Genomic DNA, 17,281 nt, shown 5'->3' with positions numbered 1-17,281 from the left:
CGGTGCATGTCGTACTCGCCGGTGGGGGGACCGCCGGCCACATCGAGCCCGCGCTTGCCCTCGCAGACGCCCTGCGCAGGCAGGACCCGTCCGTGGGAATCACGGCCCTCGGCACGGAACGCGGCCTTGAGACCAGGCTCGTACCCGAGCGGGGGTACGAACTCGCCCTGATCCCGGCCGTACCGCTGCCGCGCAGGCCCACCCCCGAGCTGATCACCGTCCCCGGACGGCTGCGCGGCACCATCAAGGCGGCCGAGCAGGTCCTGGAACGGACCCGGGCGGACTGCGTGGTCGGCTTCGGCGGCTATGTGGCCCTGCCCGGCTACCTCGCGGCCAAGCGCGCCGGCGTGCCGATCGTCGTCCACGAGGCCAACGCCCGGCCGGGCCTGGCCAACAAGATCGGTTCGCGGTACGCCGCGGGGGTCGCCGTCGCCACCCCCGACAGCAAGCTGCGCGGTGCCCGCTACATCGGCATCCCGCTGCGCCACACCATCGCCACCCTGGACCGGGCCCGGGTCCGCCCGGAGGCGCGCGCCGCCTTCCGGCTCGATTCCAACCTGCCGACGCTGCTGGTCTCCGGCGGCTCCCAGGGCGCCCGCCACCTCAACGAGGTGGTCCAGCGGGTCGCGCCCCTGCTCCAGCGCTCCGGCATCCAGATCCTGCACGTGGTCGGCCCGAAGAACGAACTGCCGCGCGTCGACAACATGCCGGGAATGCCGCCCTACATCCCGGTACCGTACGTGGACCGGATGGACCTCGCGTACGCCGCGGCCGACATGATGCTCTGCCGCGCGGGCGCGATGACCGTCGCCGAACTCTCCGCCGTCGGGCTCCCGGCCGCCTACGTACCGCTGCCGATCGGCAACGGCGAACAGCGGCTCAACGCCCAGCCGGTGGTCAACGCCGGCGGTGGTCTGCTGGTGGACGACGCCCAGCTCAGCCCCGAGTGGGTGCAGGGCAATGTCCTCCCGGTGCTCTCCGATCCGCACCGATTGTATGAAATGTCCCGAGCCGCGGCCGAGTTCGGCCGCCGGGACGCCGACGACCTGCTCGTCGGCATGGTGTACGAGGCGATTGCCGCACGCCGCCAGGCGTGAGGCGGTGCGGGCCCGGGGGCGTCGTCCCCGGGTCCGGCGAAGGAGCGAGCGTGGCCGGACCGACGACCGCCCAGCGTGGCGCGGAGCAGCAGGAGGACACGGACCGTTCGTCGCGGGGCCGCCCCGGAGGGCGCCGACTGCCCCGCCGGAGGACGCTGATCCTGATCGCGGTCCTGGTGGTGCTGCTCGCCACCGGCTGCGTCTGGCTGCTCTACGGTTCCTCCTGGCTCCGGGTCGAGCGGGTGCGGACCACGGGGACCGAGGTGCTGACGCCGGCCGAGGTGGAGGCCGTCGCCGCTGTGCCGGTCGGGGCTCCGCTGATCAGCGTGGACGTCGACGCGACGGAGCGGCGGCTGCGCCGGGAACTGCCTCGTATCGACACGGTGGACGTCGTGCGGACATGGCCGCACGGGATCGCCCTCAAGGTGACGGAACGAAAGCCGGTCCTGCTGGTGAAGAAGGGCGCGCGGTTCGTCGAGGTGGACGCGAAGGGCGTGCGCTTCGCGACGGTGGACAAGGCGCCCGGCCGAGTACCGCTGCTGGAACTGGCCCCTGAGCGGTCGTCGAGTCTGCGCCGTTTCGGCGGTGACCGTCTGTTGCGGGAGGCCGTCCGGGTCGCGGGCGACCTCCCCGAAGGCGTCGCGAAGGACGCCAGGGTAGTGAAGGTCACGTCGTACGACTCGATCTCCTTGGAGCTGAGCCGTGGGCGATCGGTCTTCTGGGGCAGTGGTGAGAAAGGTCCCGTGAAGGCGCGTGTGCTCACGGCTCTCATGAAAGCGGCGCCCAAAGCGGGGCACTTCGACGTGAGTGCCCCCACCGCCCCTGCGGTATCGGACAGTTGACGGGCATTTGGCCTGGCCAGCACCCTGGTTGGTCAGCGCTACGGGTGATCACATAGGGTGAAAAGAAAAACGGGAGGTTCGGCGTGTTCGTTGAACGTGCGCCACTTGTCGACTTAGTGTCCTGTTCGGAAGAGTCCATGGAGCAGACACACTGGTAACCCTAAACTTCAACGTTAGGGTTCGGGTCGGCGTTCGGACCGTCCCAATCGGCATCCGTCGTCGCGGCGGGACCACCGTCAAGCGACGACACGTAACTCGAGGCGAGAGGCCTTCGACGTGGCAGCACCGCAGAACTACCTCGCAGTCATCAAGGTCATCGGTGTCGGCGGCGGTGGTGTCAATGCCATCAACCGAATGATCGAGGTCGGTCTCAAGGGCGTCGAGTTCATCGCGATCAACACTGATGCGCAAGCCCTGTTGATGAGCGACGCCGACGTCAAGCTCGACGTCGGCCGCGAACTCACCCGCGGCCTCGGCGCCGGGGCCAACCCGGCCGTCGGTCGTAAGGCGGCAGAGGACCACCGTGAGGAGATCGAGGAGGTCCTCAAGGGGGCCGACATGGTCTTCGTCACCGCAGGAGAAGGCGGCGGCACCGGCACCGGTGGCGCACCCGTCGTCGCCAACATCGCGCGTTCGCTCGGCGCCCTGACGATCGGTGTGGTCACCCGCCCGTTCACCTTCGAGGGCCGGCGACGCGCGAACCAGGCGGAGGACGGCATCGCCGAACTCCGCGAAGAGGTCGACACCCTGATCGTCATCCCCAACGACCGGCTGCTGTCCATCTCGGACCGCCAGGTGAGCGTGCTCGACGCGTTCAAGTCGGCCGACCAGGTGCTGCTCTCGGGTGTCCAGGGCATCACCGACCTCATCACCACCCCGGGTCTGATCAACCTCGACTTCGCCGACGTCAAGTCGGTCATGTCCGAGGCCGGATCGGCGCTCATGGGCATCGGCTCGGCACGTGGCGACGACCGGGCGGTGGCGGCCGCGGAGATGGCTATCTCCTCGCCGCTCCTGGAGGCGTCCATCGACGGCGCCCGCGGTGTGCTGCTCTCCATCTCCGGCGGCAGCGACCTCGGTCTCTTCGAGATCAACGAGGCCGCGCAGCTGGTGAGCGAGGCGGCCCACCCGGAGGCGAACATCATCTTCGGCGCGGTCATCGACGACGCGCTGGGCGACGAGGTCCGGGTCACCGTGATCGCGGCGGGTTTCGACGGCGGACAGCCGCCGGCCCGCCGGGAGAACGTCCTGGGCGCGGGCGCGAACAAGCGCGAGGAGCCGGCGCCGCCGCCGGCCCGGGCCGCCGAGCCGGTGCGTCAGACGAGCGGGCTGGGCTCCGTGCCTCCGCGCGAGGAGAGCGCGGGCACGTCCGAGCCGGTGTCGGCGGGGCACGACAGCCCGTTGCCGCCGGTCTCCTCGCCGCACGTCCCGCCGGCCCGTCCGTACCAGGACTCCCAGGTCGAAGAGCTGGATGTTCCGGACTTCTTGAAGTGATAGACCGGCAACACGCGGCGGTCCCGGAGGCCGTTGTGACAGCTGTGAACGGCGCCCACTTCGCCTTCACCGACCGGTGGGGCGGAGTGAGCGCCGCTCCGTTCGGGGAGTTGAACCTCGGTGGCGCGGTCGGTGACGACCCCGCCGCCGTACGCACCAATCGTGAACGCGCCGGACGGTCCCTCGGGATCGATCCGGCGCGGGTCGTCTGGATGAACCAGGTACACGGGCGTGACGTGGCCGTCGTCGACGGCCCGTGGGGCGACACCGCCGAGATCCCCGCCGTGGACGCGGTCGTGACCGCGCGGCGCGGGCTTCCGCTCGCGGTCCTCACCGCCGACTGCACCCCCGTACTCCTCGCCGACCCGGTCGCCGGGATCACGGCCGCGGCGCACGCGGGCCGTCCGGGACTGGTCGCCGGGATCGTGCCGGCCGCCGTCGACGCCATGGTCGGACTCGGCGCCGACCCGGCGCGGATCACCGCCCTCACCGGACCGGCCGTCTGCGGCCGGTGCTACGAGGTCCCGGCGCGGATGCGGGCCGAGGTCGCCGAGGCCGTCCCCGCTTCCTGGTCCGAGACCGGTTGGGGCACTCCGGCGGTGGATGTCGCCGCCGGGGTCCACGCCCAGCTCGAAGCCCTCGGTGTGACGGACCGGCGCGCGTCGCCGGTCTGCACAAGGGAGTCGGGCGACCACTTCTCGTACCGCCGGGATCGCTCCACGGGGCGGCTCGCCGGATATGTCTGGCTGGACGGATAGGGCATGACGGAACGCAGGAAGCAACTCGCCGAAAACCTCGCAGAGGTGGAGGAACGTATCGTCTCCGCATGCGCGGCTGCCGGCCGGGCACGGGAGGAGGTGACCCTCGTCGTGGTCACCAAGACCTACCCCGCGAGCGATGTGCGGATTCTGCACGAACTGGGTGTGCGTCACGTCGCGGAGAACCGTGACCAGGACGCGGCGCCCAAGGCCGCTGAGTGTGCGGATCTGTCGCTCAGTTGGCACTTTGTCGGACAGCTTCAGACCAATAAGGTCCGTTCTGTTACGGGTTATTCCGATGTCGTACAGTCGGTTGATCGGATCAAACTCGTCGCAGCGCTCTCGGCGGCGGCGGTGCGGTCCGGCCGTGAACTCGGCTGCCTCCTCCAGGTCGCGCTCGACGCCGAGAGCGGCGAGCGGGGCGAGCGGGGTGGTGTCGCGCCCGACGGGATCGAGGAGTTGGCCGCCGCGGTCGAGGCCGCGCCCGGTCTCCGGCTCGATGGTCTGATGACCGTCGCGCCGCTCTCCGGGCCGTACGCGGGGCGCCGACGGGCCGCGTTCGACCGGCTGATGGAATTTTCCTCACACCTGCGCCGGAACCATCCGGCTGCGAACATGGTCTCCGCGGGAATGAGTGCGGACCTTGAGGAGGCCGTGGCGGCCGGAGCGACACATGTGCGCATCGGTACTGCGGTACTCGGCGAGCGACCCGGGCTCGGGTAACGTCGCGAAGCAAGTCGGACCACAGCAGAAAATATGGTCATTCCGTTCAAGAACGGGCAGACCACAGTGGATCGCGGGCACTTGGTGACGAATGCCGATCCACCACAGAGCGGAGGACTCAGAGCATGGCCGGCGCGATGCGCAAGATGGCGGTCTACCTCGGCCTCGTGGAGGACGATGGGTACGACGGTCCGGGGTTCGACCCCGACGACGAATTCGAACCCGAGCCGGAGCCCGAGAGGGACCGTCGACGGCATCAGCCCGCGCATCAGGCGGAGCGTGAGCGGGACCGCGAGAGGGACGAACCGGCACGAGTGGTACAGCCACCCGCCCAGCGCGAGCCGGTTCAGCTCCCGGTGGAAAGCGGACGACCCGCCCGAATCGCCCCCGTGGCATCCATCACACCTGAACGTCCGAACATGGAGAAGAACGCGCCGGTGATCATGCCCAAGGTCGTGTCCGAGCGGGAGCCTTACCGCATCACCACGCTGCACCCCAGGACCTACAACGAGGCCCGTACCATCGGGGAACACTTCCGTGAGGGCACTCCGGTGATCATGAATCTCACGGAGATGGACGACACGGATGCGAAGCGACTTGTCGACTTCGCGGCGGGACTCGTCTTCGGTCTCCATGGCAGCATTGAGCGCGTGACACAGAAGGTGTTCCTGTTGTCGCCTGCTAACGTCGATGTCACGGCGGAGGACAAGGCCCGCATCGCTGAGGGCGGATTCTTCAACCAGAGCTGAGAACACGACACCGGGAACGAACCGGCCGAGAGGCCGGAGCTACGAGAGCCAGGGGAGAGGGAAGCGCGGGAATGGGCGTCGCACTCGATGTGGTCTATATCGCGCTGATGTGTTTCCTCATCGTGCTGATCTTCCGGCTGGTCATGGACTACGTCTTCCAGTTCGCGCGTTCATGGCAACCCGGCAAGCCGATGGTGGTCGTTCTTGAGGCCACCTACACTGTCACCGATCCACCGCTCAGGCTTCTGCGGCGGTTCATCCCGCCGTTGCGTCTCGGGGGCGTGGCACTCGACCTGTCCTTCTTCGTTCTGATGATCATCGTTTACATCTTGATCACCATCGTGACCAGGTTGTGAGCGATACGGTCTTGCCGACTGCCGACGACTACGTAGAGGTGAAGAAGAGATGCCGCTGACCCCCGAGGACGTGCGGAACAAGCAGTTCACGACCGTCCGCCTCCGAGAAGGCTATGACGAGGACGAGGTCGATGCCTTCCTCGACGAGGTCGAGTCCGAACTGACGCGCTTGCTCCGTGAGAACGAGGATCTGCGCGCCAAGCTGGCCGCCGCGACGCGTGCCGCCGCGCAGAACCAGCAGCAGCAACAGCAGCAGGGTATGCGGAAGCCGGAGCCGCAGGACAGGCCGGGCGCCCCCGTGCCCGCCGCCATATCGGGACCACCGGTCCAGCAGCAGCAGCCCCCGCAGATGGGCCCGCCCCAACTGCCGGGCGGGGCGCCGCAGCTGCCCGCCGGTCCCAGTGGTCACGGTCCGCAGGGCCCGCACGGCCCCGGGCCCCAGGGTCCGCACGGTCCCGGTCCGATGCAGGGCGGTCCGATGGGTGGCCCGATGGGCGGACCCATGGGCGGTCACGCGCCGCAGCAGCAGATGCAGCAGATGCAGCAGCCGGGGCAGACACCCGGTGGCGACAGCGCCGCCCGTGTCCTCTCGCTCGCGCAGCAGACCGCGGACCAGGCGATCGCGGAGGCCCGTTCCGAGGCCAACAAGATCGTCGGCGAGGCCCGTAGCCGCGCCGAGGGCCTGGAGCGCGACGCCCGCGCCAAGGCGGACGCGCTGGAGCGGGACGCGCAGGAGAAGCACCGTGTGGCGATGGGCTCGCTGGAGTCGGCCCGCGCGACGCTGGAGCGCAAGGTCGAGGACCTGCGTGGCTTCGAGCGCGAGTACCGCACCCGGCTGAAGTCCTACCTGGAGAGCCAGCTGCGTCAGCTGGAGACCCAGGCGGACGACTCCCTGGCCCCGCCGCGCACTCCGGCCGCCGCTTCGCTGCCGCCGTCGCCCTCGATGGCTCCGGCCGGTGCGAGCGCCATGGGCCACAGCATGGGTGGTGGCAGTCACGGGAACCACGGCGGCCAGCCGATGGGCGGCAACTCGTCCATGGGCGGCGGGCCTTCGTACGGCGGCCAGCAGCAGATGTCGCCCGCGATGACCCAGCCGATGGCGCCGGTGCGGCCGCAGGCTCCGCAGCCGATGCAGCAGGCTCCGTCGCCGATGCGCGGGTTCCTGATCGACGAGGACGACAACTGATCGGCGGGCGCTCGCTGAGCGCGTAGCCGTCGGCAGGCAAAGGGCCGGGCCCCGGGATTTCCCCGGGGCCCGGCCCTTTTGCCGTGTGCGGGACCGCCTGCCGTGCGGTATGGCGCTCCGCGGTGCGTCCCGCGGGGTGGTCCGCCGCGAAGAAGCGCCGGGCCCCGCGGGAGGCGGGGTGTGCGGGTCAGACCTCCGACTTGCGCAGACGGAACACCAGGGACAGGCCCTCGTCGGTGAACGGCGTCCCGTAGGTGTCGTCCGCCTCGCCCTGCGCGTAGTCGACCGCCAGGACCTCGTCCGAGATCAGTGTCGCGTGCTCGGCCAGGGCCTCCGCGGTGGCGGGGGAGGTGGACGTCCAGCGGACCGCGACGCGGTCGGCGACGTCCAGACCGCTGTTCTTGCGGGCCTCCTGGATCAGCCGGATCGCGTCGCGGGCCAGTCCGGCGCGGCGCAGTTCCGGAGTGATCTCCAGATCCAGGGCGACCGTCGCCCCCGAGTCGGACGCCACCGACCAGCCCTCGCGCGGGGTTTCCGTGATGATGACCTCGTCGGGCGAGAGCGTGACCGTCTCGCCGTCGACCGTCACGGTGGCCGTGCCCTCGCGCAGCGCCAGCGAGAGCGCCGCCGCGTCGGTCTCGGCGACCGCCTTCGCGACCGCCTGGACCCCCTTGCCGAAACGCTTGCCGAGCGCGCGGAAGTTCGCCTTCGCCGTGGTGTCGACCAGCGAGCCGCCGACCTCGGAGAGGGAGGCGAGCGAGGAGACGTTCAGCTCCTCCGTGATCTGGGCGTGCAGTTCCGGGGAGAGTTCGCCGAATCCGGACGCGCCGATCAGCGCGCGTGACAGCGGCTGGCGGGTCTTGACGCCGGACTCGGCGCGGGTCGCCCGGCCCAGCTCGACGAGGCGGCGCACCAGCGTCATCCGGGTGGAGAGCGCCGGATCGATCGCCGACAGGTCGGCCTTCGGCCACGAGGACAGGTGCACCGACTCGGGGGCGTCCGGGGTGACCGGGACGACCAGGTCCTGCCAGACCCGTTCGGTGATGAACGGGGTCAGCGGGGCCAGCAGCCGGGTGACCGTCTCCACGACGTCGTGCAGGGTGCGCAGCGCCGCCTTGTCGCCCTGCCAGAAGCGGCGGCGCGAGCGGCGTACGTACCAGTTGGAGAGGTCGTCGACGAACGCGGACAGCAGCTTGCCGGCGCGCTGGGTGTCGTAACCCTCCAGCGCCTGGGTGACCTGGTCCACCAGGGCGTTCAGCTCGCTGAGCAGCCAGCGGTCCAGCACCGTGCGGTCGGCCGGGGCCGGGTCGGCCGCCGACGGGGCCCAGCCGGACGTGCGGGCGTACAGGGCCTGGAAGGCGACCGTGTTCCAGTAGGTGAGGAGCGTCTTGCGCACCACCTCCTGGATCGTGCCGTGCCCGACGCGCCGCGCCGCCCACGGGGAGCCGCCCGCGGCCATGAACCAGCGGACGGCGTCGGCGCCGTGCTGGTCCATCAGCGGGATCGGCTGGAGGATGTTGCCCAGGTGCTTGGACATCTTCCGGCCGTCCTCGGCGAGGATGTGACCGAGGCAGACGACGTTCTCGTACGACGACTTGTCGAAGACCAGCGTGCCGACGGCCATCAGGGTGTAGAACCAGCCGCGCGTCTGGTCGATGGCCTCGGAGATGAACTGCGCCGGGTAGCGGCTCTCGAAGACGTCCTTGTTCTTGTACGGGTAGCCCCACTGCGCGAACGGCATCGAACCCGAGTCGTACCAGGCGTCGATGACCTCCGGGACGCGGTACGCCTCCAGTTGGCAGTTCTCGTGCGAGCAGGTGAACGTGATCTCGTCGATGAACGGGCGGTGCGGGTCCAGGCCGGACCGGTCCGTGCCGGTCAGTTCGGACAGCTCGGCGCGCGAACCCACGCAGGTGAGGTGGTCGTCCTCGCAGCGCCAGATGGGCAGCGGAGTGCCCCAGTAGCGGTTGCGGGAGAGCGCCCAGTCGATGTTGTTGTTGAGCCAGTCGCCGTAGCGGCCGTTCTTGACCGAGTCGGGGAACCAGTTGGTGTTCTCGTTCTCCTGGAGGAGCCGGTCCTTGATCGCGGTCGTACGGATGTACCAGGACGGCTGCGCGTAGTAGAGCAGCGCGGTGTGGCAGCGCCAGCAGTGCGGATAGCTGTGCTCGTACGGGACATGGCGGAACAGCAGGCCCCGGGCCCTGAGGTCCTCGGTGAGCGCTTCGTCGGCCTTCTTGAAGAAGACACCGCCGACGAGCGGCACGTCCTCCTCGAAGGTGCCGTCGGGGCGGACCGGGTTCACGACCGGCAGGCCGTAGGCGCGGCAGACGGTGAGGTCGTCGGCGCCGAACGCGGGGGACTGGTGGACCAGGCCGGTACCGTCCTCGGTGGTCACGTACTCCGCGTTGACGACGTAGTGGGCCGGGGCCGGGAAGTCCACCAGGGCGAACGGGCGCTCGTAGGTCCAGCGCTCCATCTCGCGGCCCGTGAAGGACGGTCCGACGGTCTCCCAGCCCTCGCCGAGGGCCTTCTCCAGCAGCGGTTCGGCGACGACCAGCTTCTCGACGCCGTCGGTCGCGACGACGTAGGTGACGTCGGGGTGGGTGGCGACCGCGGTGTTGGAGACCAGGGTCCAGGGGGTGGTCGTCCAGACCAGCAGCGCCGCCTCACCGGCCAGCGGGCCGCCCGTCAGCGGGAAGCGCACGAAGACCGAGGGGTCGACGACCGTCTCGTACCCCTGGGCCAGCTCGTGGTCGGAGAGGCCGGTGCCGCAGCGGGGACACCAGGGGGCGACCCGGTGGTCCTGGACCAGCAGGTCCTTCTCGAAGATCTCCTTCAGCGACCACCACACCGAGTCGACGTACTCGGGGTCCATCGTGCGGTAGGCGTCGTCGAGGTCGACCCAGTAGCCCATACGGGTCGTCAGCTCGGCGAACGCGTCGGTGTGACGGGTCACGGACTCGCGGCACCTGGCGTTGAACTCGGCGATGCCGTACGCCTCGATGTCCTTCTTGCCGTTGAAGCCCAGCTCCTTCTCGACCGCCAGCTCGACCGGCAGGCCGTGGCAGTCCCAGCCGGCCTTGCGGCCGACGTGGTAGCCCTGCATGGTCCGGAACCGGGGGAAGACGTCCTTGAAGACGCGGGCCTCGATGTGGTGGGCACCGGGCATGCCGTTGGCGGTGGGCGGGCCCTCGTAGAAGACCCACTCGGGGCGGCCCTCGGACTGCTCCAGGCTCTTGGCGAAGACCTTGCTCTCGCGCCAGAAGTCGAGCACGGCGTGCTCCAGTGCGGGCAGGTCGACCTGGGCGGGCACCGGGCGGTACCGGGGCGATGTCGGCGATGTCATGGGTGTGCTTCCTCCGGCGGACGACTTCCACTTCCGTCGGAGGGACGAGAGCCTTCGGCTCCCGCGGTACCACCCTCCTTGGCCCCGGACGGGTGCGTCCGTGGCCCCCTCATTGGGGTCGCGATGCCGGGTCTACTGGCCTTGCGGCGTTCTTCCGACGGCTCCGGGTGATCTTCACGACGCGCTCGCCCCCGGGCTTCCACCGTCCCCGGGTCGCTCCTGGCCGCGTACGACGCTACTCGTCCCATCCACGCCTCTCGCTGCGGCCAGTGTACGGGCCCGTGGGGGCGGCGGCCCACCGGTTTCACCGGGGCGCGGGCGTGACCCGAACGGCCATACCGGGGAGCGGGTTCCCGAAGGGCCGAGCGGACGGCCCGAGGGCGGAATACCCGGCGGGGAGCTGGGCACAACGAATGCGGGCGCGTCGCCTCCATGCGCGGGGGAGGGGCCATCCGGCGGCGTGCCCCGTTGCCGCGGGGCCGGGGTCGATTTATCGTCCCAGCACGATTCGCGTGCAAGATCACAATATGTGAAGGGGCCGCGGCCATGGTGGCGAAGAAGACCGCCGGACAACGGACGGCGTCCGGGAGTTCCACGGATGCGGTGGCCGGGGAAACGGCCGACAAGGCGGACGGGCGGGCCGGTCCTGGGGTGCCTGAGGAGAAGGAGCCGAAGGGCGCCGCCGCCCGGAGGGACGGGAAGGACCGGAAGGAACGGAAGCCCGCCGCTGGGAAGAAGGCCGCGGCGGCGGAGGGGACGGCGGCGCCCGCGAGGAAGCGGGCGGCGGCGAAGAAGAGCGTGGCCGGACAGACATCGAAGAAGACCGCTGCGGCGGCGACGGGGGCGGCCGAGGCCGCCGATGAGACGGGAGCCCAGACGGTGGTAGCCAAGAAGAGCGCGGGCCGGGCATCGGGTTCCGGGGAGGGCACGGCGGTCCCGTCGGCCCGTACCGCGGAGGCGGCGGAACCGGGCGAGCTGGCCGTACGCCCCGGTGAGGACCCCTGGACGCCCGACGAGGTGGCCGAGGCGCGGGCCGAGCTGACCAGCGAGATCATGCGGCTCAGGAGCGAGCTGGAGGCGTCGGGGGAGGCGCTCGCCGGACTGATGCGGGACTCCGGCGGTGGCGCGGGTGACGACGAGGCGGACACCGGTACGAAGAACATCACCCGGGAGCACGAGATGTCGCTCGCCGCCCACGCGGAGGAGATGGTCGAGCAGTCCGAACGCGCGCTGGCCCGGCTGGACGCCGGGACGTACGGACTGTGCGAGGTGTGCGGCCAGCCCATCGGCAAGGCACGGATGCAGGCCTTCCCCCGGGCGACGCTCTGTGTGGAGGACAAACAGAAGCAGGAGCGGCGCGGTTGATCCGGGCGGTGTGTCGTACCCTCGTCCTCAGTCAGGCACCTAGGTTGAGGGACTCACGTGGCAGAGGCGGAGCGCATCATCGGTACGCCGGACATCCCTGACGCCGAGGGGGCCGGGCCGGAGCGGCCCGGCGAGGGCGTCGGTCCGGACGAGGGCGACAGCACCGCCGCGCGCCGTGCCGACGGCAGGCGGAAGATTCTGGTGCTCTTCGCCGTGGCGGTCTTCGCCTACCTCCTCGACCTGATCAGCAAGACGATCGTGGTCGCGAAACTGGAGCACCAGCGGCCCGTCGAGATCCTCGGTGACTGGCTGAAGCTCGACGCGCTCCGCAACTCGGGTGCCGCGTTCGGCTTCGGCGAGGCGTTCACGGTCATCTTCACGTGCATCGCGGCGATCGTGATCGTGGTGATCGCCCGGCTCGCCCGCAAGCTCTACAGCCTGCCCTGGGCCATCGCGCTGGGACTGCTGCTCGGTGGAGCGCTCGGCAACCTCACCGACCGGATCTTCCGCGCGCCGGGCGTGTTCAAGGGCGCGGTGGTGGACTTCATCGCGCCCGCGCACTTCGCGGTCTTCAACCTCGCCGACTCCGCGATCGTCTGCGGCGGCATCCTGATCGTGATCCTCTCCTTCAAGGGGCTGGACCCCGACGGGACCGTGCACAAGGACTGAGGCCCCTCGTCCGGCCGTGGCCGGGCCGGTGGGGCGGGGTCCGGTACGCGCGTCCGCCGCGTTGGCGGGGCCGCGCTGTCGGAGTCGCGATCGCGGTCCGCAGAACAGAGCCCGGCCCGCGCAAGGCATACTCGACAGGTGAGTACGAATCCCGAGGTCCGCACCCTGCCCGTTCCCGACGGCCTGGAGGGCGAGCGCGTCGACGCCGCCATCTCCCGGATGTTCGGTTTCTCCCGCACCAAGGCCGCCGAGCTGGCCGCAGCCGGGAAGGTCCAGGTGGACGGCGCGGCGGTCGGGAAGTCCGAGCGGGTCAGCGGTGGCGCCTGGCTGGAGGTGGAGATGCCGCAGGCACCCGCTCCGGTGCGGGTCGTCGCCGAGCCCGTCGAGGGCATGGAGATCGTCCACGACGACGACGACATCGTCGTGATCGTGAAGCCGGTGGGCGTCGCCGCCCATCCGAGCCCCGGCTGGACCGGCACCACCGTCATCGGCGGTCTCGCCGCCGCCGGCTACCGGATCTCCACGTCGGGCGCCGCCGAGCGCCAGGGCATCGTGCACCGGCTGGACGTCGGGACCTCCGGGCTGATGGTCGTCGCCAAGTCCGAGCGCGCCTACACCCTGCTGAAGGCGCAGTTCCGCGACCGGGTCGTCGACAAGAAGTACCACGCGCTGGTCCAGGGCCACCCCGACCCGATGAGCGGCACCATCGACGCCCCCATCGGCCGCCACCCCACCCACGACTACAAGTGGGCGGTCACCGCCGAGGGCAAGCCGTCGGTCACGCACTACGACCTAGTCGAGGCGTACCGCGCCGCGAGCCTCCTCGACATCAAGCTGGAGACCGGCCGCACCCACCAGATCCGGGTGCACATGTCCGCCCACCGCCACCCCTGCGTCGGCGACCTCACCTACGGCGCCGACCCCACGATGGCCAAGCGGCTGGGGCTGACCCGGCAGTGGCTGCACGCCGTCAGGCTCGGCTTCGAGCACCCGTCGGACGGCCGCTGGGTGGAGTTCTCCAGCGGGTACCCGGACGATCTCCAGCAGGCCCTGGACAGGATCGCGGCGGAGAGCGAATGACCTCCGCGGCAGTCCCCTACACCACACGGACCGCCGTCGACGAGCACGACCGTGCGGCCTGCTTCCAGGTCCGCAAGGAGGTCTTCGTCGGCGAGCAGCGGGTGCCGGAGGAGATCGAGTACGACGAGCACGACGCGGACGCGGTGCATGTGATCGCCCGCGCCCCGGACGGTACGCCGCTCGGCACCGGGCGGCTGCTGCACGGTGCCGGGGCGGCCGGCCGGACCGGTGGCGACCCCGCGGTCGGCTCGCTCGGCCGGCTGGCGGTCGTCCGGTCCGCGCGCGGGCTCGGGGTCGGCGCGGCCCTGGTGCGTGCCGTCGAGGACGCGGCCCGCGGGCTCGGTCTGGCCGCTGTGGACCTGCACGCGCAGACCCACGCGCTCGGTTTCTACGAGCGGCTCGGATACGAGGCGTACGGCCCCGAGTTCCCCGACGCGGGCATCGCCCACCGGGCGATGCGCCGGGTCCTGTAGGGCCGCTCGTCGGGCGATGCGCCGGAAGCCGTACGGAGCCGCCGCCCGACTCGCCGTCGCACGCGCGGGACCCCGCTCACCGGTCCGCCCGGCCGCCGAAGATCCCCGGCGGAGCCGTCGGCGCCGGTCCTTCCGGGCGGGGGGTCATGAGCCGGACGGGGCCCGTCTGCGACGCTTGAGTCCCTGATTCCCCGGTCACCGCCGCCCGGGGACGACGTTCGGCATGTCCCGGAAGGCACATAGTGGATCAATTGGCACTGCTGCTCCTGTTGTTGCTCGGAGCCGTGGTCACGGTGCCGCTCGGGGAGCGTCTCGGACTGCCCGCCCCGGTCCTGATGACGCTCGCCGGAATCGGCATGGCCTTTCTCAGCTTCGTCCCGAACGTCGACATCCCTCCGGCGATCATCCTTCCCGCCCTGCTCCCCCCACTGCTCTACGCCTCCGTGCAGCGCACCTCCTGGCGGCAGTTCACGGCCAACAGGCGGCCGATCTTCCTGCTCGCCGTGGCTCTGGTCTTCGTGACGACGGCGGCCGTCGCCGCGGTCGCCAACTCGATAATCCCGGGACTGCCGATCGCCGCCGCCGTGGCGCTGGGCGCGCTGGTCGCCCCGCCGGACCCGGTCGCGGCGACGGCCGTCGCCGGATCGGTCGGGCTGCCCCGCAGGCTCGTCTCCATCCTGGAGGGCGAGGGGCTGTTCAACGACGTCACCGCGATCGTCCTCTACCACGTGGCGATCGCCGCCGCCGTGAGCGGCACCTTCTCCCTGCCGGAGGCGTTCGGGCTGCTGATCCTCTCCGCGGTCGTCGCCGTGGTGGTCGGCTTGGCACTGGGCTGGCTCACCATCAAACTGATGGGTCTGCTCGGGGACGCCACCCTCCAGGTCGGTCTGACCCTGCTGGTGCCGTTCGTGGCGTACGTACTCGCGGAGGAGCTGATGGGGTCCGGCGTCCTCGCCGTGCTCACCATCGCGCTCTTCCTCGCCGAGCACACCGCCGACGCGGACGACGTGCTCGGCCGGCTCACCGGCCGTACCTTCTGGGAGATCGTCGACACCCTCGTCACCGGGGTCGCCTTCGGGCTGATCGGTCTCGAACTGCACAACGTCTTCGGTACCGCGGACGGCCGCGAATGGCAGATGGTCGGCTGGGGGCTGGCGGTCGTCGCGGTCGTCGTCGGCGTACGGCTGCTGTGGCTGCTGCCCGCGACCTGGCTGGCCAAGCGGCTGCACACCCGCCGCGACTACAGCGAGGAGATCCCCACCAGCTGGCGGGAGACGGTCGTCATGTGGTGGGCGGGGATGCGGGGGGTGGCCTCGGTCGCGCTGGCCCTGGCCATTCCGCTGACGACGGACGACGGGAAGCCGTTCCCCGGTCGCGAGGAGATCATCTTCGTCGCGTTCGCGGTGATCATGGCCACCCTGGTCTTCCAAGGTCTCACCCTGCCGTGGCTGGTGCGCAAGCTGGGGGTACGCGCGGACACCGCCGCCGAGCGGGTGCTCGAACGGGACCTCGCCGTCCGCGCCGCGAAGGCGGCGCGGGACCGCCTCCGGGAGATCGAGGAGGCCGAGGAGTTCCCCGAGGATGTCATGGACCGGCTCCAGCGCGCGGCGTACGACATCGGGGCGCGGATCAGCCCGGACATGGTCGACGAGGAACGGCGCGAGGCGTACGCGCAGCGCGCCGAGCGGTTCAAGGCGGTCAGCCGGGTCCAGCGGGAGATGATGTCGGCCGCCCGCCACGCGGTGCTCTCGGCGCGCAGCGAGGCCGGGGCGGACCCCGAGGTCGTGGACCGGGTGCTGCGGCAACTGGACGTGCGCAGCCTGCGCTGAGCGGGCGGGGCCGGGTGTGTGAGTTCCCCAGGGGCATCGGCGGCGTGGGAGGGGCGGTGGCGTGGGGAGAGGCGGGGCGGACCGGGCGGCGGCGTGGGGAGCGGCGGGCCGAACCGGGCGACGCCGTGGGGAGTGGTGGGGCGGACCGGGCGGCCCGGCCCGCCCCCGCCCTGTGTCAGCCGCGGCCCATGTGCGGGGCCTTGCTCAGCCTGGTCCTCTTCCCGGACGCGTCGCCGTTCGTCCGGCCCGGCTCCGGCCACCGGTCGCCCGGGGGCAGCGCCGCGGGGGCCGTGGCCACCTTCGGCAGCGCGTACGGATGGTGGTCGCGCAGCCAGCCGATGAGCTGTTCCCGTACCGCGCAGCGCACCGTCCAGATGTCGTCCGCGTCCTTGGCCGTGACCACCGCGCGTACCTCGATCGTCGTCGGGGTGGTGTCGGTGACGGCGAGGGACCAGTTCCGTCCGTCCCACGCGGCGCATTCGCCAAGAATCTCCCGCATCTGCTCGCGCATCGCCGCCAGCGGGGCCGAGTGGTCGAGGTGGAAGTACACCGATCCGCTCATCTGGACACCGCCGCGCGACCAGTTCTCGAACGGCTGCCCGGTGAAGTACGAGACGGGCATGGTGATGCGCCGCTCGTCCCAGGTCCGCACGGTCAGGAAGGTGAGGGTGATCTCCTCGATCGTGCCCCACTCGCCGTTCACCACCACGGTGTCACCGATCCGCACCATGTCGCCGAACGCGATCTGGAGGCCGGCGAAGAGATTGCCGAGCGTCGACTGGGCCGCGACACCCGCGACGATCCCGATCAGACCCGCCGAGGCGAGCATCGAGGTGCCGAAGGTCCGCATCTCCGGGAAGGTCCGCAGCATCGCCGCTATGGCGATGATCGTGACGAGGGCGATGACCACCCGCTGGATCAGCGTCACCTGCGTACGCACCCGGCGCACCCGCGCCCGGTCGCGGCTGCCCGCCGCGTACCGCGAGTACGTGGACTCGACGATCGCCGACGCGATCCGCACCACCAGCCACGCCGTCGCCCCGATCAGCGTCAGGGACAGCGCCTGGCCGATGCCCGCCTGATGGCTTCTGACCAGTTCGAGCCGGGTGTGGGTGTACGAACCCCGCAGCAGCGCCGTGCAGAGCAGTATCTGGAGCGGGAGCCGGCAGCGGCGCAGCAGACCCCACAACGGGGTCTCGTGGTGCCGGGCGTCGGCGCGCCGCAGCAGCAGGTCGACCAGCCAGCCCAGCGCCACCGTCAGTACCAGTGAACCGCCGATGACCAGCAGTGGACGCACCACGTTCGCCATCCCCT

15 protein-coding genes are annotated in these 17,281 nt (G+C 70.8%); 13 read left to right on the top strand and 2 right to left on the bottom strand.

Features of this window, described 5'->3' with window-relative positions; all coding sequences use genetic code 11:
• The first annotated feature begins 2 nt into the window (after nucleotides 1-2).
• The 8 genes from murG to PZB75_RS05810 all read left to right on the top strand — a co-directional run bounded on the left by murG (nucleotide 3) and on the right by PZB75_RS05810 (nucleotide 7,205).
• On the top strand, nucleotides 3-1,097 hold the full coding sequence (murG, locus tag PZB75_RS05845) for an undecaprenyldiphospho-muramoylpentapeptide beta-N-acetylglucosaminyltransferase (protein ID WP_275534214.1): 1,095 nt from the start codon (nucleotides 3-5) through the stop codon (nucleotides 1,095-1,097).
• A 50-nt stretch (nucleotides 1,098-1,147) separates the two neighbouring features.
• Nucleotides 1,148-1,939, top strand: coding sequence for an FtsQ-type POTRA domain-containing protein (locus PZB75_RS05840; RefSeq protein ID WP_275534213.1), 792 nt, complete (start codon nucleotides 1,148-1,150; stop codon nucleotides 1,937-1,939).
• Nucleotides 1,940-2,215: 276 nt separating this feature from the next.
• Nucleotides 2,216-3,433, top strand: a complete 1,218-nt coding sequence (gene ftsZ / locus PZB75_RS05835; RefSeq protein WP_275534212.1) for a cell division protein FtsZ — start codon at nucleotides 2,216-2,218, stop codon at nucleotides 3,431-3,433.
• A 44-nt stretch (nucleotides 3,434-3,477) separates the two neighbouring features.
• Nucleotides 3,478-4,191: a peptidoglycan editing factor PgeF gene (gene pgeF / locus PZB75_RS05830; protein WP_275538606.1), complete on the top strand. Its 714-nt coding sequence runs from the start codon at nucleotides 3,478-3,480 to the stop codon at nucleotides 4,189-4,191.
• Nucleotides 4,192-4,194: 3 nt separating this feature from the next.
• On the top strand, nucleotides 4,195-4,914 hold the full coding sequence (locus PZB75_RS05825) for a YggS family pyridoxal phosphate-dependent enzyme (RefSeq protein ID WP_275534211.1): 720 nt from the start codon (nucleotides 4,195-4,197) through the stop codon (nucleotides 4,912-4,914).
• Nucleotides 4,915-5,039: 125 nt separating this feature from the next.
• Nucleotides 5,040-5,663, top strand: coding sequence for a cell division protein SepF (gene sepF / locus PZB75_RS05820; RefSeq protein ID WP_275534210.1), 624 nt, complete (start codon nucleotides 5,040-5,042; stop codon nucleotides 5,661-5,663).
• Between the two features lie 71 nt (nucleotides 5,664-5,734).
• Entirely contained in the window at nucleotides 5,735-6,019 is a 285-nt protein-coding gene (locus PZB75_RS05815) for a YggT family protein (RefSeq protein ID WP_275534209.1), read from the top strand.
• Nucleotides 6,020-6,068: 49 nt separating this feature from the next.
• The gene (locus tag PZB75_RS05810; protein WP_275534208.1) at nucleotides 6,069-7,205 is read left to right on the top strand and encodes a DivIVA domain-containing protein; all 1,137 of its coding nucleotides are present in this window, start codon (nucleotides 6,069-6,071) and stop codon (nucleotides 7,203-7,205) included.
• A 187-nt stretch (nucleotides 7,206-7,392) separates the two neighbouring features.
• On the opposite strand, the gene ileS is transcribed toward PZB75_RS05810, so the two are convergent.
• Nucleotides 7,393-10,551, bottom strand: coding sequence for an isoleucine--tRNA ligase (gene ileS / locus PZB75_RS05805; protein ID WP_275534207.1), 3,159 nt, complete (start codon nucleotides 10,549-10,551; stop codon nucleotides 7,393-7,395).
• A gap of 546 nt (nucleotides 10,552-11,097) precedes the next feature.
• Here ileS and PZB75_RS05800 point away from each other — a divergent pair.
• From PZB75_RS05800 to PZB75_RS05780, 5 genes are all read left to right on the top strand, one after another.
• Nucleotides 11,098-11,916, top strand: a complete 819-nt coding sequence (locus tag PZB75_RS05800; protein WP_275534206.1) for a TraR/DksA C4-type zinc finger protein — start codon at nucleotides 11,098-11,100, stop codon at nucleotides 11,914-11,916.
• 57 nt (nucleotides 11,917-11,973) lie between these two features.
• A complete protein-coding gene (lspA, locus tag PZB75_RS05795) occupies nucleotides 11,974-12,585 on the top strand; it encodes a signal peptidase II (RefSeq protein WP_275534205.1) in 612 nt (203 codons plus the stop codon).
• Nucleotides 12,586-12,723: 138 nt separating this feature from the next.
• On the top strand, nucleotides 12,724-13,665 hold the full coding sequence (locus PZB75_RS05790; RefSeq protein ID WP_275534204.1) for an RluA family pseudouridine synthase: 942 nt from the start codon (nucleotides 12,724-12,726) through the stop codon (nucleotides 13,663-13,665).
• Nucleotides 13,662-14,138: a GNAT family N-acetyltransferase gene (locus PZB75_RS05785; protein ID WP_275534203.1), complete on the top strand. Its 477-nt coding sequence runs from the start codon at nucleotides 13,662-13,664 to the stop codon at nucleotides 14,136-14,138. Before PZB75_RS05790 ends, PZB75_RS05785 begins: the two co-directional genes overlap by 4 nt.
• A gap of 242 nt (nucleotides 14,139-14,380) precedes the next feature.
• Complete coding sequence (locus PZB75_RS05780) at nucleotides 14,381-15,967, top strand: Na+/H+ antiporter (RefSeq protein WP_275534202.1); 1,587 nt, start codon at nucleotides 14,381-14,383, stop codon at nucleotides 15,965-15,967.
• A gap of 175 nt (nucleotides 15,968-16,142) precedes the next feature.
• Here the strand turns inward: PZB75_RS05780 and PZB75_RS05775 are convergent, their stop codons facing one another.
• Nucleotides 16,143-17,276, bottom strand: a complete 1,134-nt coding sequence (locus PZB75_RS05775) for a mechanosensitive ion channel domain-containing protein (protein ID WP_275538605.1) — start codon at nucleotides 17,274-17,276, stop codon at nucleotides 16,143-16,145.
• Nucleotides 17,277-17,281 lie beyond the last annotated feature (5 nt).

Source organism: Streptomyces sp. AM 4-1-1, from assembly GCF_029167625.1.
GTDB lineage: Bacteria > Actinomycetota > Actinomycetes > Streptomycetales > Streptomycetaceae > Streptomyces.
Note: the sequence above shows the minus strand (reverse complement) of the source record. Positions and strands in the feature narration are given on the sequence as shown.